This window comes from Granulosicoccus antarcticus IMCC3135 (assembly GCF_002215215.1).
In the GTDB taxonomy this organism is placed as follows: Bacteria; Pseudomonadota; Gammaproteobacteria; order Granulosicoccales; family Granulosicoccaceae; genus Granulosicoccus; species Granulosicoccus antarcticus.
This window is the reverse complement of the sequence record NZ_CP018632.1, coordinates 250,205-273,329: the sequence shown is the minus strand read 5'-3', so window position 1 is coordinate 273,329 and position 23,125 is coordinate 250,205. Positions and strand designations below refer to the sequence as shown.

General features: G+C 51.3%; 22 protein-coding genes. 14 read left to right on the top strand and 8 right to left on the bottom strand.

Annotated features, from left to right (window positions below; genetic code table 11):
* The first annotated feature begins 112 nt into the window (after positions 1-112).
* The 4 genes from IMCC3135_RS01290 (at position 113) to tnpA (IMCC3135_RS01275) (ending at position 4,398) form a co-directional block, all read left to right on the top strand.
* Entirely contained in the window at positions 113-631 is a 519-nt protein-coding gene (locus IMCC3135_RS01290) for a hypothetical protein (protein ID WP_157735697.1), read from the top strand.
* Positions 632-875: 244 nt separating this feature from the next.
* Complete coding sequence (locus IMCC3135_RS01285) at positions 876-2,699, top strand: fibronectin type III domain-containing protein (RefSeq protein WP_157735696.1); 1,824 nt, start codon at positions 876-878, stop codon at positions 2,697-2,699.
* A gap of 224 nt (positions 2,700-2,923) precedes the next feature.
* The gene (locus tag IMCC3135_RS01280) at positions 2,924-3,844 is read left to right on the top strand and encodes a hypothetical protein (protein ID WP_088915929.1); all 921 of its coding nucleotides are present in this window, start codon (positions 2,924-2,926) and stop codon (positions 3,842-3,844) included.
* Positions 3,845-3,963: 119 nt separating this feature from the next.
* Positions 3,964-4,398: an IS200/IS605 family transposase gene (tnpA, locus tag IMCC3135_RS01275; RefSeq protein ID WP_088915928.1), complete on the top strand. Its 435-nt coding sequence runs from the start codon at positions 3,964-3,966 to the stop codon at positions 4,396-4,398.
* Between the two features lie 146 nt (positions 4,399-4,544).
* Here tnpA (IMCC3135_RS01275) and IMCC3135_RS01270 read toward each other — a convergent pair whose 3' ends face one another.
* A complete protein-coding gene (locus IMCC3135_RS01270; protein ID WP_088915927.1) occupies positions 4,545-6,158 on the bottom strand; it encodes an MATE family efflux transporter in 1,614 nt (537 codons plus the stop codon).
* On the opposite strand from IMCC3135_RS01270, the gene IMCC3135_RS01265 reads away from it, so the two are divergent.
* A complete protein-coding gene (locus tag IMCC3135_RS01265; protein WP_088915926.1) occupies positions 6,157-7,194 on the top strand; it encodes a type I asparaginase in 1,038 nt (345 codons plus the stop codon). The genes IMCC3135_RS01270 and IMCC3135_RS01265 overlap by 2 nt on opposite strands.
* 645 nt (positions 7,195-7,839) lie before the next feature.
* On the opposite strand, the gene IMCC3135_RS01255 is transcribed toward IMCC3135_RS01265, so the two are convergent.
* Both IMCC3135_RS01255 and IMCC3135_RS01250 read right to left on the bottom strand, forming a co-directional pair.
* Positions 7,840-8,439: an RICIN domain-containing protein gene (locus tag IMCC3135_RS01255; RefSeq protein ID WP_157735695.1), complete on the bottom strand. Its 600-nt coding sequence runs from the start codon at positions 8,437-8,439 to the stop codon at positions 7,840-7,842.
* Positions 8,440-8,504: 65 nt separating this feature from the next.
* Positions 8,505-10,493: a zinc-dependent peptidase gene (locus tag IMCC3135_RS01250; RefSeq protein WP_088915923.1), complete on the bottom strand. Its 1,989-nt coding sequence runs from the start codon at positions 10,491-10,493 to the stop codon at positions 8,505-8,507.
* Between the two features lie 1,031 nt (positions 10,494-11,524).
* Between IMCC3135_RS01250 and IMCC3135_RS01245 the strand changes: the two genes are divergently transcribed.
* From IMCC3135_RS01245 to IMCC3135_RS01215, 7 genes are all read left to right on the top strand, one after another.
* A complete protein-coding gene (locus IMCC3135_RS01245; protein WP_088915922.1) occupies positions 11,525-11,809 on the top strand; it encodes a hypothetical protein in 285 nt (94 codons plus the stop codon).
* Positions 11,810-11,821: 12 nt separating this feature from the next.
* Positions 11,822-12,175: a hypothetical protein gene (locus IMCC3135_RS01240; protein ID WP_157735694.1), complete on the top strand. Its 354-nt coding sequence runs from the start codon at positions 11,822-11,824 to the stop codon at positions 12,173-12,175.
* Positions 12,176-12,196: 21 nt separating this feature from the next.
* Complete coding sequence (locus IMCC3135_RS01235; RefSeq protein ID WP_088915920.1) at positions 12,197-12,865, top strand: transposase; 669 nt, start codon at positions 12,197-12,199, stop codon at positions 12,863-12,865.
* Positions 12,866-12,962: 97 nt separating this feature from the next.
* Positions 12,963-13,403 carry a hypothetical protein gene (locus tag IMCC3135_RS01230; protein WP_088915919.1) on the top strand — a complete coding sequence of 147 codons (441 nt, stop codon included), beginning with the start codon at positions 12,963-12,965 and terminating at the stop codon, positions 13,401-13,403.
* On the top strand, positions 13,403-13,840 hold the full coding sequence (gene tnpB / locus IMCC3135_RS01225; RefSeq protein ID WP_088915918.1) for an IS66 family insertion sequence element accessory protein TnpB: 438 nt from the start codon (positions 13,403-13,405) through the stop codon (positions 13,838-13,840). Before IMCC3135_RS01230 ends, tnpB (IMCC3135_RS01225) begins: the two co-directional genes overlap by 1 nt.
* Positions 13,837-15,552: an IS66 family transposase gene (tnpC, locus tag IMCC3135_RS01220; RefSeq protein ID WP_088915917.1), complete on the top strand. Its 1,716-nt coding sequence runs from the start codon at positions 13,837-13,839 to the stop codon at positions 15,550-15,552. Before tnpB (IMCC3135_RS01225) ends, tnpC (IMCC3135_RS01220) begins: the two co-directional genes overlap by 4 nt.
* Before the next feature lie 194 nt (positions 15,553-15,746).
* Positions 15,747-16,454: a hypothetical protein gene (locus tag IMCC3135_RS01215; RefSeq protein ID WP_157735693.1), complete on the top strand. Its 708-nt coding sequence runs from the start codon at positions 15,747-15,749 to the stop codon at positions 16,452-16,454.
* A gap of 567 nt (positions 16,455-17,021) precedes the next feature.
* Here the strand turns inward: IMCC3135_RS01215 and tnpC (IMCC3135_RS01205) are convergent.
* The 3 genes from tnpC (IMCC3135_RS01205) to tnpA (IMCC3135_RS01195) are packed head-to-tail and all read right to left on the bottom strand — an operon-like array spanning position 17,022 to position 19,425.
* Positions 17,022-18,662, bottom strand: a complete 1,641-nt coding sequence (gene tnpC, locus IMCC3135_RS01205; RefSeq protein WP_205737860.1) for an IS66 family transposase — start codon at positions 18,660-18,662, stop codon at positions 17,022-17,024.
* Between the two features lie 38 nt (positions 18,663-18,700).
* Complete coding sequence (gene tnpB / locus IMCC3135_RS01200) at positions 18,701-19,069, bottom strand: IS66 family insertion sequence element accessory protein TnpB (RefSeq protein ID WP_157735692.1); 369 nt, start codon at positions 19,067-19,069, stop codon at positions 18,701-18,703.
* The gene (gene tnpA / locus IMCC3135_RS01195; RefSeq protein ID WP_088915913.1) at positions 19,066-19,425 is read right to left on the bottom strand and encodes an IS66 family insertion sequence element accessory protein TnpA; all 360 of its coding nucleotides are present in this window, start codon (positions 19,423-19,425) and stop codon (positions 19,066-19,068) included. The genes tnpB (IMCC3135_RS01200) and tnpA (IMCC3135_RS01195) overlap by 4 nt, the downstream gene beginning before the upstream one ends.
* An 810-nt stretch (positions 19,426-20,235) precedes the next feature.
* On the opposite strand from tnpA (IMCC3135_RS01195), the gene IMCC3135_RS01190 reads away from it, so the two are divergent.
* Together IMCC3135_RS01190 and IMCC3135_RS33870 are read left to right on the top strand one after the other, a co-directional pair.
* Entirely contained in the window at positions 20,236-20,658 is a 423-nt protein-coding gene (locus tag IMCC3135_RS01190) for a hypothetical protein (protein WP_157735691.1), read from the top strand.
* Positions 20,659-20,832: 174 nt separating this feature from the next.
* On the top strand, positions 20,833-21,006 hold the full coding sequence (locus IMCC3135_RS33870) for a hypothetical protein (protein WP_157735690.1): 174 nt from the start codon (positions 20,833-20,835) through the stop codon (positions 21,004-21,006).
* Positions 21,007-21,245: 239 nt separating this feature from the next.
* Here IMCC3135_RS33870 and IMCC3135_RS01185 read toward each other — a convergent pair whose 3' ends face one another.
* Together IMCC3135_RS01185 and IMCC3135_RS01180 are read right to left on the bottom strand one after the other, a co-directional pair.
* Positions 21,246-21,965, bottom strand: coding sequence for a lectin (locus IMCC3135_RS01185; protein WP_088915911.1), 720 nt, complete (start codon positions 21,963-21,965; stop codon positions 21,246-21,248).
* A 360-nt stretch (positions 21,966-22,325) separates the two neighbouring features.
* Complete coding sequence (locus tag IMCC3135_RS01180; protein WP_088915910.1) at positions 22,326-23,054, bottom strand: uracil-DNA glycosylase; 729 nt, start codon at positions 23,052-23,054, stop codon at positions 22,326-22,328.
* Positions 23,055-23,125 lie beyond the last annotated feature (71 nt).

Genomic DNA, 23,125 nt, shown 5'->3' with positions numbered 1-23,125 from the left:
CGTATCTTCCTGCTGTATTTCCTCAACTCACCCTGCGCGGAGCGCTAAACCTCGGAACCGAGATTAGCGGGTGTTTCACCTGAAAGACCAACACATACGTACAGGTATACCCATGTTAACCACAGCCCTCAAGATTAACCCGCTCCTGCCAACGATGGCCGGCGCCCTGTTGCTGCTGTCGGCCTGTGACAGTTCCACGGGTGGTGGTGCCGCCGGAGATGTCGATGATTCACCTGCCGCCATCGCACTGCTGGCCCCCTTTACCGGCTTCTACGATTTGCAGGATGATTGGAACGGCCAGCTCGGAGACGAGGCATTTCTGATTATCGAGACCCCCGGCTCGGATGTCATTTCTCCGGCCTCCTTCTACGACTTCGACGATATCAGCAATTGCGTGCCGATAACCCCATCACGCGGCGAAGTAACCAAGGAGCCGATTAAAGATCTCATTTTCATGGACGGCATATTCCAATTCAACGAGGCCGAGCTAACCCTCTCCGGCAATACTCTGACCATTGAATTCAATGACGATGCCGATCTCGACAACGATGGCAGTACTTTTGACAGAGTCAGTGTAACCGCCACCAAGGTTGGCTTCAGCCAAGTGTCGGATCTGGGTGATAGCTGTTAGGGATTTCTTGGAGGGAGTTGGCCACTGCGTCCCCAGATATATATTCATGAAGATATCCAAGCTTGATAAGTGGCTGTAGCGTTATTTGCGATTAAAACAGGTATTAAAACCCATGGGGTGCCGTTGACTGAACTTTCAGTCAGGCCTTACTCTGGTGTCGAAAGCCAATGAGAGCGGTGAAAACATCTACTTACCGCCTTCGCCGTCGAGCAGTTCGACTCACCAAGGTAAACAGGGCGCGTTCATGCATCTATCCCATTCTTTATTGCCGATTTTCATTGTCGGCCTCACCCACGCTTCAATAGCGCTCGCCTCGCCCACCGTGACAGGCCAGCAGATCAGCTGGCCTGACGATGGCTGGTACCAGGTGCAGGATACATCGACTTACGCTTCACTTTGTGAAGGTGGGGGTAGTTGCGAAGTAGACCCCGGCACCTATATCGTCATCAACCACACGACCGGCGAGCGTTTCGAAGGTGTGACAGTCAGTGAATCTGATTCCACGCTCCCCCTTGTACCAACTGTACAAGGCAATACGATCAGCTGGCCAGACGATGGTTGGTATCAGGTGCAGGATGCCAGCAGTTACTCATCGCTTTGTGAAGGAGGTCTCTCCTGTAACGTTCCCGCTGGAACTTATAATGTTATCAATCTCACCACCGGTGTCCGGTTTGAGGGATTGACTGTGGACGTGAGTATCGATCCCGGCAACGGTCCCGATCCGGATGATACGCTGCCTTCCAGTCCGGCCAACGCCTCCATCGAACTCTATTATTCAGCGGCTGAATTGTTCTGGGACCGCCCTGACGCCAGTGAACGCGTGACGTTGACTGAAATCTGGCGTGATGGTGAGTTTATCGGCAGCACTAATGGCACCAGTTACTACGACGACACTCGAACACAAGGGGTGTTCTACTGGTATGAGTTCGTAGCCGTGGATGCTGATGGAGATCGTTCTCCATCCAGCACACTCAATGTGCAACAAGCGCAACAGACACTCTTGCCAGACAATCCGTCTGCGACAGCAAGCTATGAGCCAGGCTCCGCCTTTGAAGGAAACACCGCGGTCATCGGAGCTGATCAAGAGGATCCTGCAGTTTATATTCTGACTCGCGATACGAGTGCAGGAGACTGGCAAGTCACTCAACAGCTGAACCCAGAGGGGGACATTTACGGCGAAAGTTTCGGTTCAGCCATCGCCATGTCCGGCGATACGCTGATGGTTCGTGGCACTGACGTCGATGAGGACAGTTTCCTGATCTATATGCTTTATGTCTACACACGTGACAGTTCAGGTATCTGGAATGAAACGCAACGTATAAAGGGAGCTACGTATGTGGATCGTGATGGTTTTGTCATTGATGGTGACACCTTGGCCATTTCCCGGTCTACCGGTATCGATCTGTTCGAACGTAATGTGTCGAGTGGTCAGTGGGAGCTTGCACAGCAGATACCCCATGCGGACGGACAAACAGAATTTTTTCAGGGACGTCTCACTCTGGACAACGATCGCCTGCTGGCAGGAACGAACACTTTTGAGCAGAATGGAAATCGCTCTGGTGGCGCATTCTTGTACCGCAAGGTTGCTGGCAACTGGGAACTTGAGCAGGAACTGATACCAGCAGGAGCGGCTGCCGAGTACCTCACAGCATCGTCTGTTGCTATTGATGGAGATACCATTGCCATCAGTCTGGCGAGCGGTAATATTGCCATTTACGAGCTGGATGATGACGGGATCTGGTCTGAGGTGACGGAACTCACAGGATTCAGTATCTGGTATCGAGGTGCCGTTGCGCCAACCATGAAGATTGAAGAGGGTTTATTGCTGGCAGGCTATGACTATGCTCACGGTCTGGTGAAAGACTCCGGGCAGGTTTACGTCTACGAACAGAACTCATTGGGCATCTGGGGAGCAAAGACCCGCCTGATTGCGCCCGAGGGCATCACCGAATTCGGCTCTGGAGTCAACATGGATAACGGCGAAGCATTCGTCATCGGCAAGAACGACATCATCGACAATGATAGTTACTATGCCGTCCCGGAAGGCTTTCTGTTTGATTTGAATTAGGCGCATAGGTACTTGTTGAACTGTCCTGCTGTCGCTAGTCCTATCGACTGAAACGGCAGCAGGATTCTTGATTCACAAGTAAGCACCCTAGTGGGTATAAATACCCGACAAGCAGTAAAAATAAAGCAACGGAGTCCATTTTTCCTCTATAGAATCGCGCCCGATCACCCGCTCTTGCATAGTGATCAGGCACTATTTTGTGAACAGTCTTAAGGAAAATACTAATGACTTCACTGACCTCCAAATTCAATAAATTCGCGATCACACTGATGTTCAGTGCGGTCCTTGCCTCAGGCTGTTCCAGCTCCGATAATTCCAATACAGAGTCTCTGCCAGATGGAACGAGCACCGAGACTGAGGGTGCATCGGGTAATGATACGACTGGGACTATAGACGACGCTACGGTCGGCACTACAGACGGCACTGTAGACAACACTCCAAATACAGAGGGTGTAGAGCTTGAGGTGCGGGATAAGTACCATGACGATAATATCTCTGAAGCCTTTGAAGCTTTGAATTACATATCAGGATATTACGAATCCATCCTGCCCAAAGAGCGACCTTACAACGAAGAAAGTGATTTCTACCAAGCCCCTACAGAAGAACTGGGATACGTTGGAATAACTCAAGCGATTCGCATCGACATAGATGCCTCAGGCACAGGTAGTTACTCTGATACCTATGAAAGGCAGGAACTTGCCAATGTTCACGTCGAAAATCAAGTTGCAACGCGAACAAACACAGGAAACTCCATCAAATGGTCGGGAACGGATGAATGGTCTGACGATAGCGCGGGCCTCACTACAAACACAACCTTTACCATAGAAAGTTCGTTGCTTGATACTGGCTACCGCCAGCAAACAGCGGTCATCGAAAGTCAGAGCCGTGGCTATGGTGGTTATGACGGAACAATGAACCTGTCTTACACGCTTGATGGTGCCGTAATAGACAGCTCTTCCAAATGCGAAGCAATCTCGGGGACCTTGAATTACAGCCATACAGCTTCCTCAGGTACGACAACCATTGCCAAGGCTGCTGAGGATCAATTCTGGAAAGTAACAAACACAGAGAATGGGCTGATACTGGATGAATATCTGGTAAGGACATTAGGAGCCGATCTCTACTGCGATTTTGGCGATTTTTAGTCGTATCGTAGAAACCCACGTCCTCCGGACGTGGTCAGAGGGCTGAGGCTTTGCCGATAGTCCGACTCAATGGTAAACCTCTCGTGAGCTATCCCCATAGCCTCATTCGAGGAATACCAATGAGTCGTTTTAAGAAGCTATCACACACGATATGGCACTGCCAATATCATGTGGTTTGGACACCCAAGTATCGGTACCGGGTTCTTGCCGGTTCGGTGAAACAAGAAGTATCCAGTTGTATTAGGGCTTTTTCGGAGCAGAAGAAGTGCGAAGTGGTGGAGTTGAACGTGCAGATCGACCACGTTCACTTGATCGTGTCGATACCGCCGAAGCTGTCGGTATCGGATTATGTCGGAATGGTGAAGGGGAGGACGGCAATACGAGTTCTCCAGCGTTTCAAAGAGTTACGGACAAAGCCGTATTGGGGCAATCACTTCTGGACAAAGGGGTACTGCGTTGACACGGTGGGTTTGGATCTGGAAAAGATCCAGGCTTATGTTCGGTATCAAGATAAGAAGGATCAACAAATAGAGCAGCGCCAGCTCGGGCTGTAGTTATGTAAATGCTGGGGGGTTGGCTTCCTGGTCGTCTCTGACGGCCAGGCATACCGGGCCCCTATGGGGCCGACTCAAGCCCCTGCGCTCCGCGTAGGGATCTTTTAGTAATAATAATTCAGCCAGTCTCTGTCACACCAGACCCCTTATGCCAATTGTCGCTTCCACCGGCCACTGAATATTCGCCGGTGGAACGGCCACGCCTTGATCGTCTCTTCCAGCAAGACGACCGAGAATATCCAGAACACAGGTACTGAGAAATACAGGACCAGCACCGCGGTCAGTGGCACCGTCACCAGCCACTGAGCACTCAGATGGATATTCATCGAATAGGCCGCATCGCCGCCGGCTCGCATCAGATTACCGCAAATGGTATTGGAGCTGCGAATCAAAGGCAGCACCAGTAATACCGGTAGAAACTGCAACAGGTATCGCCGGGTTTCCGGCTGCAGATCCGGATACAACCACTGGAAGCTGAATATCATCAGCAGATACAGTGATGCCACCAGCAGGCTTAGATAAAAAGCAAAGCGCCAGGCCTGACTGACAAAGCTGTCCAACGCCTGCGTATCATTACGCCCCAGCATCTGCCCCACAAATATTCCCATCGCCTGCGCCCAGGAGGTGACGATCAGACCACCGATCCTGATCCACGGAAATACCAGTGTCAGCGCCGCAAACTGATTGATCCCCAAGCGCGAATACAACATCATGCAAATGCTCATGGCAAAGGTCATGCTGATAAAGGAGCCGGCAATGGGCCATGCCAGTGACAGATGGCGTTTGATATTGCCAAGCATGTCCCTGCAGGATCGCGTCGGAATCGCCGTCTCAGCTTGCGGCACTCGCCATAGGTGAAAGGCCAGAAACAAGGCGCGTATGCACACCGCCACCAGGCTGCCGATGGCGGCACCTGCCAGACCCATCGCAGGAAAACCCAGTAGACCATGAATCAGCACCAGACTCAGCCCTGCATTCACGGGCAGCTCCAGCAAGTTGCTGTAGAAGGGAATACGACTTTTACCGCGAGCATTAAAGAAGACCGTGATGTTCTGCACGATGGCCAGGCCCAGAATGACACCGCAGAAAACCTGTAAATACTCGAAGGCCTCAACTCCAATGCTCGGCACTTCAGCCAGCTTGTTCAACAGTGCAGGCCCACCCGTCAGAATGAGACAGACCCCGACGACGGCCAGTGACAGGTTGATCAGCAAGCCTGACCAGAACCCACTACTGATAGCCTTGAATTGCTGTGCTCCTACCGCCTGGGCCACGATCAGCTGTGTGCCATTGGAGAAGGCGAACAGAATACCGACCAGCAGTCCCGCCAGGCTGGCTGCCAGTCCCATGGCCGCCAATGATGCCTCTCCCAGAGGCGTGACCAGAATGGTATCGATTATCAAGGTAGCCTGCAGCAACAGAGCATTCATGGCCAGAGGCCAACCCAGAGCGACCACAGTGCGCATCGTTGGAGCCGTGCCGACAACAGAATCCTTCCCACTCACCCGAATTTCCTCATGCCGTGTTGTACCCGGCTCAGACACAATGCCTGAGAAAAGGGCGCAACAGAACATGCCAAGAATACTCGCTTCATGCACATCAATCCAGCCTTCTAGCATGGTTGTTTCGGCAAAAGATCGCCGTGGATCAAGCCCGCTATGCACAGGGAGCAGACACCCGAATCGCCAGTCTGTCTGCTTCGCAATAGCGATACAATCGGCAACCAGCTCCTTGCAACACTCGACAGACCACCACGCCATGACGACATTCGATAATCAGGATTCGGCAAGCCCTACTATTCTGGTACTACATACCGGCGGCACCATTGGCATGAGTCAGTCCTCGGACGGACATCGAACAATGACAGGCTTCGGCCAGTTGCTATTGCAATCACTGCATAACAGCAATACCGCTGGCATGCCGGCCTTCGACATCATCGAACTGGATGCCTTGATAGACAGCGCCAACCTGCAGCCTGCCAACTGGGTCGACATTGCCAATACCCTGCTGGCGCGCTGGGATGATTACGCAGGCTTTGTCATTCTGCACGGCACCGATACCATGGCCTGGACTGCTTCCGCCCTGTCATTCATGCTCAAGGGCACCGACAAGCCGGTCATCCTCACAGGCTCACAGATCCCCCTGATCGAGCCGCGCAGCGATGCCTTGGACAATGTGCGCACCGCCATCATGCTCGCAGGCGAACCCTCACTGCACGAGGTCTGCATCTATTTTGATCGCCTGCTGATGCGGGGTAATCGCAGTCGCAAGCTGCGCAGCAATACCTTCAACGCCTTTGATTCACCCAACTGCCCCTACCTGGCCGATGTCGGCATTCGCGTCAAGCTCTACACCGAGCGCTGGTTGCCCGCCTCAGCGCAGGACTTCAATGTCCCCAGCTTCGAACCCGAAGCGGTGGCCGTGCTGCCGATCTATCCGGGCATCTCAGCCGAACTGGCAGCCGCGGTTCTGCACAGCCCGGCCCGACGCGGCCTGATTCTGGAAAGCTATGGCGTGGGCAATATTGCTGACGCCAATGCCGAACTGATGGCGGTGCTGGCCGATGCGGTCAAACGCGGCATTGTTGTTGTCAATACCAGCCAATGCCCCACCGGTGCGGTGGAACAAGGCACCTATGCCACCGGCGCTGCGCTGGATCGAATAGGCGTGGTACCTGTGGCCGACATGACACCCGAGGCCACGTTTGCCAAGCTGCATTTTCTGCTAGGCACTCACGACTCAGCCGATGAGATTCGGGCGCTGTTGCGTCAGTCTTTATGCGGTGAAATGTCATAGCGATCAGAAACTGCCCACATATAAACTGACCTGTTGCGGGGTAGCACCAGAACCATCTGACATTTGGAAATTGTGACCATCTCGGGTCCGATGGAAAACCCGCTGTCGACCCAGTGCAACAGTGAATTCATGCCTCTGCTTTTCTAGTCCTCAAATCCTGAATTAAGCGTAAAAGATAACCATCTGGGTCCATAACCCACAGTTGCTTCTCACCATTTTTAATTTGATTTTTCCTGTGCCATTGATCTCTGATGGGTATACGCAAAGGGTAGTTATGCGTCTTGAGCATTTCGGCAATGTGGCACACAACAGGAGCGACTATGGAAAAGTTAACACCTTGGCCTCTAGGGGTATTCCATAGAACCTGTCCGGGAGTGTTGATTCTCATTATTCTCCAGCAACATTATGCGAGCATACCGAAAGAGATGATAAGTTTACGCTGGGAAGTGAGAGTAGCTAAAGGGTTCGCCGGTGCCTCATACTTTGGACGTCAAGTAAAAACCCTTGCCAAATAGAGCTGATCAATAGCTTTAAGCCCGCAGAGTATAGGAAGTATAAACCGCCTACCACCACCAAGCCGCCACACAAGCTTCTATGTCGTATAGCATACGAAACGCACGTTATTACTTTCATCAGATGAAGACCCTATTCCGGAACCAGCACCTCGCCACAAAACTGCGCATAATCGCCGGGTGGGTTCCCAACCCTAACGATTGTCCATTGTTGATTGAGTGCATCATCGATACCAAGCATTTCAACAGAATATCGCTCAATATCATTCGCTATTACAAAACCGTCAGTGATAGTCAAGGCCAAGTCACTACCCAGACTTTCATTAATGAGATGACAACGTCCGTTACCAAGCGGTACTAATCTCCAGTTCGAAAGCTCGCGATCGGCAGCACCATCATCTACCATTGCGACTTGCATGATCCCGTCATTAGCACGTACAACCAGCGTTGTCGTGGGTTCAATTAGGCGGTTTTGACTTTCAATGTTAAGAATGTCCCCTCCAGTGAATCGCCATGCGAACGCTTCATTTGCTATGGGAAGAGGGTCGATGGTTTCTCCGCCTATTCTATTGGAGCCGTATCGCTGACTCGCTTCTAGATGGACCGGGCCTGCTTCAGTGATTGTTCTAATGTAATACACATCAGTAAAAGCTACCGCCATATTTGTCTCTGCTTGATCTGATGAACAACCCGCTACATTTGATGCTGTTACAGCCGCTAGTAAGATAGGCACAAACCGCCTCTTTGCACACCCAGTGATGCACAACAAGCCACTGAAGAAAAACGATTGGTATATGATCATTCGTAGTTAGTATCATAAAAGCGACTGAGAATACCGTACAGCTCTGGCGATACTGCTTTAACCGTCTCAGCGCTCGCTGTATTTGTAAGAAAAATTTCAGAAAAACGGGCTAAAAACTCAAACTTGTCCGTGAAAGCATAGGCCATCTCCGGAGTGTATCGACGAGTGGGGGTATCGCTGTTATAGTCGTCGTACAGCTCATCGCGAATATTTATAAAGGCAGCCCGATCCTCGGCAGATGTAGACGCTGGAAGACCGTCTAGCCCATTATTACCAAAACCATCGAGCGAGTGCACCATCTCGTGAGCAACCACATCATATGAGTCGTTCGGATCGGCGAAGCTGCCAAGCCAAGAGCCAAGGCCAAGAGTAATGTGACCTTTAACGGATTTAAAAATGGGTTGCCAGTATTCATATTGGCCCCCTCTACCTGGGATGTCGTTGGCCACGCTCCAGCCCCTGTCCAGATCGCTGATGACCATGTCGATCAGCCGCGGTGAATGACCAAACGCCTCTGCAGCATCTGCAGCAATCAACACGCGAAGAGACGCATCGAGTTCACTGGCTGGAATACCACCGCTTCTACTGGTTCGGCTGTTAGACACATGGTTCAACATCTTATCGAACTGCGCGTCATATTCCGCAAGCTGCACCGGATCGTCCAGCAAGGCTGTACGCCTTGGCATAAACGCCTCGAAAAGCTCTATACCTCCTTCATCTCTTAGAAAGCGAGTTCGTGCGACAAAAAGTGCTTGCTTATCAACACCAAAGCCGCCATAGAATGCTTGCTCTCGCGCAAGAATCGCTGCCCCTTCCGGTGTACCGGCGTAGAAGTCGTACGCAGCAGAACCATGCACATCAGTGCCTACCGGCAACTCCCGGATAGCCAATTCGGCACCTTGCCAGAGGTTGGCATCAACCGTCTCCGCTGTGGCATCGGGCACATTTGTAAAACCAAAATGAGGTCCCGAATAGCCTGAGCTTCCCAGGATCTGACCTGATGTTAAATCAACCGTATACCCTGCTGCTCCAAACGACATGTACGAACTCACCCCAGATGCTGTGAGCCCTTGACCATCACCATCGATGGTTACCGTGCCTTGTCCCAGGAACGATGCACGTACTGTGTCACCCGGTGCTAACAGCTCAGGTCCGTCGTTAGTCACTCGATAGAACTCAGACATTCCATCTGGCTCTGTCCTGACCATGATTTCTGGCATACCTGGAAAACGCAGCAAGGCAGCCCGTGTTCCATCCGTAAACTGAATGTTACTATATCGCAACTCACCTGCGAGGGCGCTTCCCTGTTGGGCGTTCAAGTGCTGAAGTTCACGACTTATCCCGCTACTTGGAAGAAAATCGGTGATGTCTTCTATGAGGTCACCGACAGCTGATATATCTGTATCCTCGCCATCAATCGGATCGGCCAGCCCTGCATCTGGGTTGCCAACCACCACGTTTCTGTTCTTTTCTGCTGTAGTGTGATTGATGACGGTATAAACACCATCAGCAACGACCGCCGACGTTCCGCCCTCCGAGACGGTGCGATACGTTACAGCGTCTTGCACTTCGTACCATCCGTCATCAGGCCAGGAAATACGATTACCTTCTACTGAAACGGCACTGGCATTTGTTGCTATGACGGAGAAAGGATTGTACGCCACGGCCGGCATTCTTTGATCATCTTGCGATGCGGCAGAAGAGCCGACCACAAGTCCCTCGTACCTGGCCCCCGTAGTATGGTTGATAATGTTGTAAATACCGTCATCCAGCTGCGCGTAGGCTCCGCCCTCGCTTACGGTGTTGAAGCTCTTGGCGTACTGAATCTCATACCAACCATCGTTTGGCCAAGAGATCGTGTTGCCTTCTACCCTAATCGGGCTGGATGCGTCATTGTTTCCGCCATTCTGTTCTCTGTCGCGATACGTGTACTGTAAACGACTGTTTTGTGCAGTCAGAGCGCTTAATCCACTTATTGGCGACATCCTCTATCAACTCCGTTTAATTAGATTGTTGTGCTGTAATTATTTTTAAAAGGCAGATTAACTTAAAGACGATTTTTGTTATGTCTGAACGTTCGAATCAAAGTCAAAGTCAGTTCAATGCCAGAGACATTTGATCTGCCCACCATAGAATGGTACGACTGCTTTATCGATTAGGAGCCTTCTGTTACCTTCTGATCCTCTTGGACTTTCAATTGCTCATTGATATTCGCTGGGCCCAACGCATTCGGATGTTGCTTGGATAAATGTGCTGCATCTGTTATGGGCTCGCCCGTGACCTCCTCACAATCGATCGCAACGCCATTGTTGAGCTGCATCTCATTGTTAACAGCCCGGCGGGGATGGTTATGGTAAAACGTGGCTTGTATTGATCACTTCTTTCAGCTGAATCAGCCTGACTGTCCTGCTTTGAAGTACTTTCTGTTTGACTGTTCTCCTTAGTGCTTGAAACTGCGATGCAGAAATTTACTGAGGAAGACAACTGGATATTCTCATAACGTTCCCCGGTCGTCTGATTTATCACATTGTAGGTGCCATGTGGAAACGTTCCTGAAGTTCCGCCTTCGCTCATCGAGTTGTAGCTGGTCGCAGACTGAACCTCATAATGACCATCATCAGCCCACGATATCTGATTACCATCGGCACTGACTCCGCCCTCGCCCCTCGAACTCTAAGATGCTCTAGAAAGGTCAGTGTTATTTGTACTTAAGCCACTAAATTGTAGACATCTGATTCCTGCCGCTGCCAAATTCATGAACTGCACGATAACAAGAAAGCTTTCTTTTTCATATTAGGGTAAACCCTAGGTTTCCTGAAATTTAATATTCATCAAATCACGGGGTTTCGAACGACTTTGAATTTACCTTGAGTATCAATCTGCGAAATCCAGGGCCAATGGCACTCGGTTTAGATCCAAGGCTCTGATCTAAAGCGATTTTTGAAGGTTGCAGTGGCCGGTTCCGGCGAGTACGTTTCAGGTTGCGACGCCATCAACGTAACCGGAACCAGCCACCATGCAGCCTACCTGTGAGTTGCCCTCAGAGCAACACCTGCGTGCCAGACTCGACTCTGTCGGTGTCTTCAATTTAATTACCGATGATCGGTTCCTGGCCACCATCGAGGCTCAGCTTCCTGCGCATCGAGAGCGCACCTACCCACCGACTGAGACTCTGGCGATGTTCGTCGCACAGGTGCTCAACGACGACAGCTCCTGCCAACGGGCGGTCAACGATCGCATCATCCGCTGTCTGAGCCACGGACTGCGTCCGCCGGGAACATCGACAGCAGCTAATTGTTAGGCACGCGCCCGCTTGCCCGTATTGCTGGTCGAAACGCTCTTCAAAGCAGTTGGCCAACAAGTCAGTGATAACGCCTTGCCCGAGTGGCTCTGGCGTGGGTGTCCTGTCTATTTCATCGATGGCACTGGGCTCTCGATGCCGGACACGCCCGACAACCAGCGAGAGTTTCCGCAGCCCTCCAGTCAGAAAAAAGGGGTTGGTTTCCCCGAAGCTCGCATGGTTGCATTGTCGTGCGCGGCCACGGGTGCGATCATTGATGCGTTGATAGCACCAGCTAAGGGTAAGGCCACGGGGGTGCTGTCGCAAATGAGGATTCTGGCTCGCAGTTTGACGCAAGGGGACATTCTGGTCGGCGATGCAATCTAGGAGACCTACTGGACGTTTGTGATGCTGCAGAATATCGGATGCGATGGGGTTTTCGAAATCAACGGCAGTCGCTCTCGCCCCGAAAAACGACGCGCCTACCTAACGCTGAATCGACCGGTCAGGCCAGAATGGATGGATGCCGAGACTTACGAATCGTGCCCCAGGCAAATCAGAGTTCGTCAGGTGATCAGCCGTCGTCGTGGATATCAGGATACCTTTTTCATTACCTCATTCACTGACCAACGTCTGGTCAGCGCCAAAGGTATTGTTGCAATGTACTTACGTCGATGGAACGTGGAGACAGATTTTCGCTCGCTCAAATGCTCTCTGGACGCAGGGATACTGAGCTGTCTCAGTGCCGAGATGATCAGAAAGGAACTCTGGGTGCACCTGCTTGCTTACAATTTGACACGGTTATTGATGAGTGAGGCCGCGACTCTGATACATAGGGAGCCGCGCTCAATCAGCTTCCGACATACCGTGCAACTGTGGAGCGCCTGGTCCCAGTGTGGTCAGCAACTTGATGCCCAGGGTTGGAACTATTTACTCCACGAGGTTGCAGGACCTCGGGTCGCAAATCGCCCGGGACAACGAGAGCCAAGAGCCATTAAACGAAGGCCCAAATCGCGCAAATTGTTGGATATTCCGCGATCCGCCGCGCGAACTTGCTGTCATATGTACGAGCAGTGATGGCTTATCCGTGAGCTTCCGGCAGCCCAGTAAAATTTCACCCTGATTGTCTGGTTCACTGTGTCTCCACCAGCAACCGATTCTTTGGAGACAGTCGATGAACGCAGCCGTAGTTGATTTCAAACCTTCACTGAGAAGCGCTCAGCACGCTTTCGAACAATGGCGCAGCAGCCGGACACGACGTGGACCGACACCGATGGCATTGCGCCACTGTGCGGTGGCGTTGCTTGAGCAACACTGTGCCTTCCATGTTTGTCGGGCATTGCGCATTAACGCCAATGCACTCAAACAATGGTCTGGTACGCAGCCTGCACCCCATAGTACTTCCCCGGAGTGTCCTGTTGATGCCGAGCATCCAGCTGGCTTCGTTCGGTTACCCCACGTTGAAAAGGCTTTGGTTGAGCCGGCTCCGCCAATCACTGAAAGTCTGATCATCGAGCTACCTAACAAGGCCGTGATTCATATCCATCGTGCATTCACGCTCGACGAGGTGTTCCAGGCGGCCGCCCGGGTTGGCGGCAACACGAGGGCCTGCTGATGATTCTGCTTACCCATCAAAGCCCGATACTGCTTGGGGTGGCTCCTTCGGATTTCAGGCGCGGAATTGACGGCTTCGTTGCTCAGTGCCGGAACACGCTGGAACAAGATCCAAGTGATGGAACGATTTTCGTGTTTATCAATCGCGCAAGGACCATGATTAGAGCCTTGAGTTATGACGGTACTGGCTATTGGCTGATGACGAAAAGACTCTCGCGTGGCAAGTTCACCGGCTGGCCTACTGGCCATGAAGCCCTGTCACCGGCCAGTGCCCGGCAACTGCGCTTGTTGCTCAGCGGCGAGTGGTTCTCAGCGGGTCAACCCACGTCAGAACCCGGTGATTGTCATGCAACGCCCCTTGCGTCTTCACAGGTATCCGCTATGCTTTGTCCCACTCCCGCAACAACACCCCGTGCTCCCCAATCCCCTCGACCATGAGCGTGCAAGCCCCCAAGTCCCCAGCCAAGGGTGAGAAAACCACCGGTTTCATCGACCTGAGCGAGGCCCAGCTCGATGAGCTGATGGCACGCATTACCGAGGCGCGCGAGCATGGCATGGCGCTTAGTGCCGATGACTATGACCTGCTTAGCAGTGCCATGTTGACACTGGCCAGCTTGCAAGAGCGCATCAGTCACAACGATCTCACCATTGTGAAGTTGCGAAAGCTGCTGGGCATGATTAATCCGTCCGAGCAGTTGAAAAACCATCCCGGTAAGAAGAAAAGCAACGGTGCCGATGGCAACACGAAAGCCGATGCTGACGGACAGCCCGACACAGCACGCCCGCGTACCGGCACCGACAAGAAGGACAGGCGCAAGAAGAAGGACAAGAAGCCTGCCATCAAACCCACGGTCCATCATCATGGCATCGAGGGCTTGAACAAGGGTGATGGTTGCCCCAGTTGTCAGGCTGGCAAGGTGTACAAGTACCATCCAGCCCAGTTGCTGCGCATTGTCGGGCACTCGCCCTTCAGTGCCGAGCAGCATGTGAGCGACCAATTAAGATGCTCGGCCTGTCATGAAATTTTTACTGCCGAACTGCCACCTGAGGTGCGTGCCGATGGACGGCCCGATCAGATGTATGGCTACTCGGCCTGCGCCCTGATGGCGATCTACCGGTACTTTGCCGCTACCCCGTTCTACCGCCAGGAGACACTGCAAGGGTTGCTCGGCTCACACCTGAGCGCCTCCACGATCTTCGATCAGTGCCAGAAGCTGGCCGATCACTTGACGCCGGTGTTTGTGGCCATGATATCGATGGCAGCCAACGCTGAGTTGTTCTATCTGGATGACACGACGCACCGAATTCTGATTAAACAGGCAGCACCCAAGGGGCGCGAACACCGCTCAGGGGTTTACAGCTCGGCCTGTCTGGCTATTTTGCCAAAAGAGGGAAATAGTGCAACCACGGATCCTCCGACACTAATGCCGGCACAACGATTGGTGCTGTATCAAACCAGCGTGGGTCACGCTGGCGAATGGTTCGATGAGATTCTGGGTAAACGAGAATCCGGATTGCCGGTGCCCATTCTGATGAGCGATGCCTTGAGCTCCAATCACGTGACTGACAAGGACTTTGTGGTCTCACTTTGTAACTCGCATGGTCGAAGGGGCTTTGCCGAGCTGGCCTTGCAATGCCCCGAGGAGAGCCTGTTTGCACTGGAGCTTTACGCCGGAATATGGGTCAACGACGATCATTGCAAAGAACAGGTGTTCGATCCCCAGCAGCGCCAGGCCTATCATCACGCGCATTCACTTCCATTGATGGCTCAGATCAGACAGTGGTGCCAGGCACAGACCGTAGAGGGTGGTCCGGTGGAGCCAAACAGCAATCTGGGCCGTGCCATGGCGTACTTTGATCGACACTACGACGGATTGTGTGCTTTCTGCCATACCCCCGGGGCGGCATTGGATAACAACGAGTGCGAAAGAATCATCAAGTTGATGGTCAGAGGCCGCAAGAATTCTCAATTCTTTAAGACAGAGAACGGCGCGCAAGTCTCAGACACCATCACCTCGATACTGGCCACCTGTATGGAGTCAAATGTCGATGCCTTAGCCTACTTGATAGCGGTACAGAGAAATCAGCTAGCCGTGCGTGCCGCCCCGCAGAACTGGATGCCCTGGAACTACCCCAGCCAGCAAAAGTGATTCTGACGTAGCACAGTTGAGCCTCGAATTTTACTGGGCTGCCGGAAGCTCACGCTTATCCGAGTGCCATTGGCCCATAACCCGCGTTCCTCCAGTGTTCCTGAAGGCAAATGTTAGATTTCAGTTTTGTGAATCCTCGTGAAGCATAGAAGTACAATACATATAGTATATCTAGCAGCTACGGAACATCGACTGTGAGACCAGAAGAGATATTTGCACTGAATCATTTAGTGACATTGATTGGAGGCTCGTATCGAGATGGAGAGGATCCACCAGATGCATATATCGACCTGCCGGGGCGAGTGGTTGCTGTGGAGGTTACGCGGCTAATCGAACCGATGCTAAATGGTTCAAAAATAAACGATCAATCAAGGCTTGCTGGAGATAGTCCTGCCGACATGATGATGTCTGACCTGTACAACCAGTTCAAGGACAAGATTCCTGTGGGCAAAATACTACTTGTGATGATAGCGACACCAATAAACAACGTACGAAAAATAAAGGGAGAAATCAAGCTACACATCGACGAAGTATTAGGGCTCGGCTATGCCAACAGACTGATAAATATGAATGCTGACGCAGCCTCTATCACGATTCATGATACAGACTGCGATACGCAAGGGCGAATGGAGTACGGTATCTTCAACGAAGATGTATCTGCTGATATTGGCGAGAACCTTATCTACTCACTAGGCGAAAGAATCCGAGCAAAAACAGATCTGCCCGGAAAGCACCATGTCGGTAGTGAGTACTGGCTTTGCATTATCAATGAGATATGGTTGGCTAGCTCTCACTTAGTTCAGTTGGCGTTTGCCGAGCTGGGTGCGACCCATAATTATGATCAAATATATGTAGTTCATGGACATGGCGAAGTGCAACATTTAATCGAGCCAATCAACTAAGGTGGAACGTGGCTACAACACAATCGGAGACTCAGAAACATTTGATTCCGGCTACGTATAATACAAATATTAAGTTATATGGAAGTTTCTATGAAATGCGGTAGTTGTCAATATTTTGCAGATTACACAGATCTGCGCTTGGGTCTTCGATGTATGAATAAAATGAATAGCCCTATCAAAGGCGATTTCATGATTTTGGATGATGACAAGTCTTCATGCTCTCATGATAAAGCTTATAGTCCAGAAAATCTTTTTGAATGGGATGAGAATAAAAATCGAAAAATGTAGATAAGCATGGTATTGGGTTTGAACGCATAGATGCTCTGAGAAAAGATAAATTCATACTTCAAATGCTTGAACAACCAAATAAATAGGAAGATCTAAGTAGAGTTCCCGATCACATCGAAAAAAATGAAGGAAATACTGACCCAATACGAGGTAAGTGGATAGGGAGTATCGATGGGGATATTTACACGGCAATATACACATTTAGAGGAGGTCTCGGAGATATGCGTGTACGAATGTAAGCGCTGTTAAAACCGGGTATCTTGCGTTCTGGATGTAGCTCTACTTCATGTTCCACGGCAGAAGAGCTTCGATGTCTTCGACCGTCTCCGCAGCGGCGATATTGTCGACTACATATTTGATGTAGTCGAAGGGCTCAAGGCCATTGGCTTTGGCACTTTCGATCAGCGTAAAGAATATTGCACTGGCCTTGGCACCTGCTGGCGTATCTGCAAACAGCCATGACCTCCTACCTACCGCAAACGGTCTGACGCTGTTTTCTGCCAGAATATTGCTGATGCGCAATTGCCCATGCTCGCAGTAACGTATCAGCTTTGGCCACTGCTTCAGTGTGTAGAACATCGCTTTGCCTGTCAGTGAATCTTTCTCTACCTTCGGTGCATTCTCTACCAGCCAGGCATGCAGGGCTTCAAGTTTGGGCACGCTATGCTGCTGGCGATAGTCATATCGCTCGTCATCGGGCAGTCCTTTGATTTCACGCTCGATGCGATACAAAGCATCAATTTTCTCCAGTGCCACCTCACACTTCGCCGGTTTGCCCTCGGACTTCTTCGCCTTCGGCATCGCCTTGATGGCAGCGACGAACTTACGCCTTGAGTGATCAAAACAGCCCAGGTGCACAGCGCCTACTGCTTTCACAGGCCAATCATAGCCACTGTAGCCGTCAGTCTGGACATAGCTGCCCTCGAAGCCGTCGAGCAATCGCCCGGCCACCGCTCCCGCGCGTGACTTGTCATAATCAAATATCACCACCGGTTTGTCTGGAGGTCCACCCCGGATCACCCAGATCCACTTGTCCCCCGTGGGGTCCATCCCGGGCTCCTTGAGCACCTGCATTCGTGTCTCATCGATCATCAGGTAATCCGCTGTGAGCTGCACCTCCTGAAGCAGATTCACCAGCGACTGCAGCTGCAGGGAGAGCCTGATCATCCAGTTTGCCATGGTCGCTCGGGTAATCGAGCCGCCATAGCGCTTCAGAATGCCTTCGAGGCGGTACAACGGCAAACAGTCGCAGTACTTGCTCACGATGATGAAGGCCAGCAAGGCGGTACTGGCGATGGCCTTGCCCAGTGGATGAGCTGGTCGGGCTGCTGCTCGGATGCAGCGCTTGCCATCCTCATCCAGGTAGACCGCCTTCTCCTGCAGGTGCTCGATCACCTGCACCTTGGCAGGGGTGATGTCGAGCTCCTCCTTGACAGTGACAAAGAAGGTATCGATCGCCCCGGCCCGCTCTTCGTCTGTCAGCGTGATGCGTTGTTGTACCCGCGGGATGTCAGCCGAGAGTCCCTTGTTGCGCTTGGTTTTGGGCTTGGTTGTCTTCTCATTATCATCGGTTGACTCGGCATCATCATCGGTTACGTCGCCTGTCACGACTTCCGCCTCGTTGAAGCAATCAATTTGCAGCGGGTTCTGCTCGCTGCTGGCACCGAAGCGCTCAATGGCAGCAAGATTCAAACGTTCCTCAAGAATCTTGATACGAGCTTGTTGAGAGGTGATGACTTCGCTCTTCTTGCCAACCAGTTGTGTTTGAATAACCAGGGCGCTTTGCAAGTCAGCGGCAGACTTTTGCTGCTCACCGAGTTGCTTCTCCAGATCAAAGAAGGCCACGAGCAACGCATCTCGCGAAGGCAATTTACCGCCTGCAAAGCACGTTAATTCAATGGCTCTTTCTACCAGATTCATAGCTTGTATTTTAACAGATTATCCTATAATAAAAGCCGTTAGCAGACCGATTCATACAACAATTTCCGATGCGGTTTCATCAGGGATATATCGTATCCATCAAGCAACCAATTCAATTGCTCACCACTGAGAATTAGCAACTCATCGTGTGACTGCGGCCAATGGAATTTGTCTTCCGACAGTGCCTTGTAGTAGAGAACGAACCCGTTGTCCTCCCAGAACAGACACTTGATCTTCGATCGATCGCGATTGCCAAATACGTAGAGTAAGTCGCTGAAAGGACTATGTCCCAGCTCTTGCTCCACGATAGCGGAGAGCCCCCGATGGCCCTTTCTGAAGTCAATAGGGTCGCGATACACGTACACCTGTGTCAGGGAGACATCCGGCCGCAGGGTATAGACCTTCATAGTTGTGAGATCAGGGCACCAACCCATTCGACGGATTGTGAATTGATGCCTTCAATACACGTACCGTTGGGTAACGACAACCGAAGTCCCGCAGACGATGTTGTTGAAACAGGGTTTGCCACGGCCACCGTCACAAATCGCTTGGCCGGAACAGCCAAGCGTTGTTCCGCTCCAGGCTCACTTGAGGCGAATCGACTGTGCCAGTAGATGAACTGGTGGTACTTCAATCCTCGATCACGACAGTACGCAGATTTGCTCTGTGAACTCTGCAACCACTGCTGCACATGTTGTTGCCAGAAGTCTTGCCGTGACAGGGTCGAGATGGTTTGGATCTTGGCGTGCTGAGACGATGACATCAGGTCTGCTCCGATTGCGTGTGGAGCTATCCTCGCGTGTGCAATCGGGGTCGCGCAATAACGTCGGTTTTATGAGCGCTTACCGTGTACGAATTATCTCTCTCCATAGGGCCGATAAACATGACTGTCAATCTTATGAAGGTTTTAAATCAGCAGTTCCCGGCCAGTGAAAGCGCACCTGAGTATCAACAATTTACGGAGCTCTGACAAGTAGCCTTTCGTAACTTATTTTCAATGGAAACACCGTTGAGAGTCTGTCATTCATGGCTCCGCATCTCGCCACACTGCGCAAAGATCTTTCGGCTCCGGGATTGATCAGGATCGCGCGAGCGCAATTTTCCAGAATTGCTGACACTCGACGCTAGCAGCAGTTCCCGGCCAGTAACCGCTCATTTGCAACTCCAAATGCCCAAAAACACGCCAATTTTAGCCTATTGTTTTCACACAGTCTCTGCTTGGAGCGGATCCCCCTGCGTAAGGATAGTTGACCTCTACCCTCGGGTAGACTCTTAAGAATTAGCAGGGAGCGGTCAACAGAGAAATTATGGGTTATTCACCAGAACGTCGTGAAGCGGTATTGAAGAAGATGCTGCCACCGGATCAACGATCAATTCCTGATTGCGTATTCCGGTGATTATGAACACCCAACCCGGCCGAACGTGAACACCTGACTGACCAACGCATCGGCGAAGGGTATTTTTACTCCAAGTGTTCACCATCAGTCAACTGGCCCAGCACTTTACGCATTGACTCAGCACCCGTGAGTTTTAGTGCATGAGGCGATCGAGGATGGCCTTCAAGAAAGGCGAAATGCCTGACAAAACTGAGTACGCACCGACCAATGGCGCCATCAAGGAATTGATGGCGATTGTAGGCAGTTTCTTCCAATATCTGCAGATGGAAGAATACTGCTTATCGAACTCGGTGGCGCTCATTCGGCAGAAGAGCAAATTCGTGCAGAAACGCCAAGGTCATAGCGACGTGCGACGGCTGAGCCAGTCCCAGCGGCAAACAGTGTTGGATACGGCTGAACACTTGGCCGCGGAAAACCCAGATACCCATGAACGCACCCTGTTCATGATCTGTGCGCTCTTCAGTATGTATTTGCGTATCTCTGAGCTTGCAGCCAGCGATCGCTGGACACCAACGATGAGCGATTTCCACAAGGATCATGAAGATCACTGGTGGTTTACCACGGTGGGCAAAGGCATAAAGAGCGTCAGATTGTGGTGAGCGATACCATGCTGGCCGCCCTACGCCGCTGGCGCCGATTTCGAGGCATGTCGGCACTGCCCTCACCGGCAGATAGACTGCCGTTGTTTCCCGCACATCGAGACAAAGGCCCCTTAAACACCCCCCCATATCCGGAACTTCGTGCAGGTCTGCTTTGATCGCACGATCGATAGTATGAACACCCAGGGGTTCAATGAAGAAGCGGAAACCATGATGGACAGTACGGCCAACTGGTTGCGTCACACGGGGATTTCAGAAGATGTGAAGTTCGTCCCCGGGAACACGTCAGAGACGACGCTGGACACAGCTCCAGCGCCATCACCGATCGATACATCGATATCGAACTGACAGAGCGGCACAAATTGGCGAAAAGGAAAAAAATCGATCAGACAAATAGCGACACCAACGCTAACGTTTTCATGGTCTTAATATCATCGAACGGAAATCTGGACCCGCTTATGTCTTAGGATCCTAGTTACCAATGAAGATGATGCCCGATTGATTCTTTTGTGTTTTCCTTTAATTTTGGAAAATGAGTTTAGCTCGCTAAACCCGAGTTAACCTGAAACAGAACCTCAGTTGCATACTTATTCAGCCTCGTAAAAACAATAAAATAAACCATCTCCACCGGTTTTCGGCAAATCTTCAGCAGCACACCCCGCAGAACCATGGGCTGAGTTCCATGACACCATGTGTCTGTCCTCACTCAGGCCTGCACGGTCATGATGCCCAACAATAGCTGACCCTTTCCCGCTACTTGTCCAGCCAATACAAGTAGTGTCGCCACCTGCTGTTGAATACTGACCTTGTGGCGTAGAGCCCGTAATTATATCGTGTCGGTTTGGCTTATCAGCACGTCCGTTGACAGCATTGCCATTTTCGTCTAAACCGGTTTTCAAGTTGATCAGATTAGTGGCCGAGTGAAGCTCTTCGACATCATTTGCAATCAAAACACCTTTGGCGTTGCTCCATGGTCCCGTGCCAATTCGATTACGAGCATTAACACCGGGTATTACCTTGGCCTGATCACCAGAGCGATCAACCATTGCATTGACGCTGAGATACGCTTTCCAGTTCGACAACTTTGAGCCACTAGCTGCCGCCAGCGTTGAACAGTGCGCATCAGCACCTTCCAGTCCGCCGAGATCACCGCCTTTTCCCGGACCGGCGCTAGTGATGAAGAAAGTCATTTCAGAACTCTGTGCCCATGCACTGAAGCTCATGGAATAACCAGTGAAAGCGATGCCAAGGACCGCAGCCCTAAACAACGCAATGTTGCAGTTCGCAGATTTTGTGTTTTCACTCATTAGTGCATAACTCCTGATGGTTAGGGATTGAGGAAATTATATTGGCTACTAAATGAACGTAGTCATTTGATGCTCTCAACTCTATGAACGTTACTAGCTCGTGCTTCGCCTTGGCACACAGGGGTTGGTCAACTTGAGAGCGTTGGCGGTATGTCCGAGTTTCAGCCCCATTTTTGTTGACCGCTGAGGATCGTCAAATAGACGCCAGAAACAGGAAATTCGATAGGCTCGTCTCATGCTGCAGGAATTTGGCCGAGTGCCGCCTGATAGAAACTATCGAAAATGCACCAAAAAATCAAACTGCGACCGGCCGCTCCAAGCACTATGCTGCTGTACAGAGCACCTGGGAAACAACTATCTCTATGCCTGCTTGATCCCCACTACGTGGCCTTGACCGAGCAAAAAAGATTGCACTTCTCGACACTTGCTTAGCAAAATCTCTCTGTTCTCAGGCTTACGATTAACAAACATCGGACTCGGATGTGGGCATGAAAAAACCGCAAGATGTGGCGCTACGCGTTTCACATGATCCAAAGCCTTTTGCGCTTTGCCTCCAACCAGAACGCACGCACGCAGTTTTGGCAAAAGCTCAATTAGTTCAGCGAGTGATTCTATTCCCTTGGCAATGTCGGCTGATTTTGCAGGTCGAATTCGAGAATAACATCCGATGTACCAAGGGACTCTGTTCCAAATGACTATGTGTTTGCGATCAATGCCTGAGTCTCGCGTAACTTCGAAGAAGTTTCTTGCAGTCTCATCGGGATTGTTCATCGATACGAATCCAGAGCTTCTGGCCTTCGATCCTGGTGCTTCGAGCAAGAACAGTACTTCCGCCTCAACGCCCCCATCCCACGGATCAACAAACGGAATTGCAGCACCAGGCCCCATCTTCACTCGAAGTCTACGCACGAATTCAGACAATGGCGCGATGTGATTATCATCCACTTGCGACAGACGCATTTCTAATGCACCTTTCAGTCCGAGTATTTTAGGTTGAGCCATAGAATCCCGTTTTGAATAAAAAAATCGATAGTACAGCTGCTGTTCTGCAATGAGTATCCAGGTTCGAATTTTTCCGGTTCCTGCCATAAAGACTAAAAAGGCGTGATGAAGAATCCGTCTCTTAAGTGCTACTGTACCCTGTGGTCAGCACTTGACCG

Bases quoted from the DNA above. Each gene is read 5' to 3' on its own strand.
- IMCC3135_RS01190 (WP_157735691.1), top strand. From the start codon at position 20,236: ATGCCTGACAAAACTGAGTACGCACCGACCAATGGCGCCATCAAGGAA.
- tnpC (WP_205737860.1), bottom strand. From the start codon at position 18,662: ATGAATCTGGTAGAAAGAGCCATTGAATTAACGTGCTTTGCAGGCGGT.
- tnpC (WP_088915917.1), top strand. From the start codon at position 13,837: ATGAGCGTGCAAGCCCCCAAGTCCCCAGCCAAGGGTGAGAAAACCACC.
- tnpB (WP_088915918.1), top strand. From the start codon at position 13,403: ATGATTCTGCTTACCCATCAAAGCCCGATACTGCTTGGGGTGGCTCCT.
- IMCC3135_RS01250 (WP_088915923.1), bottom strand. From the start codon at position 10,493: ATGTCGCCAATAAGTGGATTAAGCGCTCTGACTGCACAAAACAGTCGT.
- IMCC3135_RS01290 (WP_157735697.1), top strand. From the start codon at position 113: ATGTTAACCACAGCCCTCAAGATTAACCCGCTCCTGCCAACGATGGCC.
- tnpA (WP_088915928.1), top strand. From the start codon at position 3,964: ATGAGTCGTTTTAAGAAGCTATCACACACGATATGGCACTGCCAATAT.
- IMCC3135_RS01235 (WP_088915920.1), top strand. From the start codon at position 12,197: ATGCTGCAGAATATCGGATGCGATGGGGTTTTCGAAATCAACGGCAGT.
- IMCC3135_RS01180 (WP_088915910.1), bottom strand. From the start codon at position 23,054: ATGGCAGGAACCGGAAAAATTCGAACCTGGATACTCATTGCAGAACAG.
- IMCC3135_RS01245 (WP_088915922.1), top strand. From the start codon at position 11,525: ATGCAGCCTACCTGTGAGTTGCCCTCAGAGCAACACCTGCGTGCCAGA.
- IMCC3135_RS01270 (WP_088915927.1), bottom strand. From the start codon at position 6,158: ATGGCGTGGTGGTCTGTCGAGTGTTGCAAGGAGCTGGTTGCCGATTGT.
- tnpB (WP_157735692.1), bottom strand. From the start codon at position 19,069: ATGAAGGTCTATACCCTGCGGCCGGATGTCTCCCTGACACAGGTGTAC.
- IMCC3135_RS01265 (WP_088915926.1), top strand. From the start codon at position 6,157: ATGACGACATTCGATAATCAGGATTCGGCAAGCCCTACTATTCTGGTA.
- IMCC3135_RS01185 (WP_088915911.1), bottom strand. From the start codon at position 21,965: ATGAGTGAAAACACAAAATCTGCGAACTGCAACATTGCGTTGTTTAGG.
- IMCC3135_RS01230 (WP_088915919.1), top strand. From the start codon at position 12,963: ATGAACGCAGCCGTAGTTGATTTCAAACCTTCACTGAGAAGCGCTCAG.
- IMCC3135_RS33870 (WP_157735690.1), top strand. From the start codon at position 20,833: ATGAACACCCAGGGGTTCAATGAAGAAGCGGAAACCATGATGGACAGT.
- IMCC3135_RS01285 (WP_157735696.1), top strand. From the start codon at position 876: ATGCATCTATCCCATTCTTTATTGCCGATTTTCATTGTCGGCCTCACC.
- IMCC3135_RS01280 (WP_088915929.1), top strand. From the start codon at position 2,924: ATGACTTCACTGACCTCCAAATTCAATAAATTCGCGATCACACTGATG.
- tnpA (WP_088915913.1), bottom strand. From the start codon at position 19,425: ATGTCATCGTCTCAGCACGCCAAGATCCAAACCATCTCGACCCTGTCA.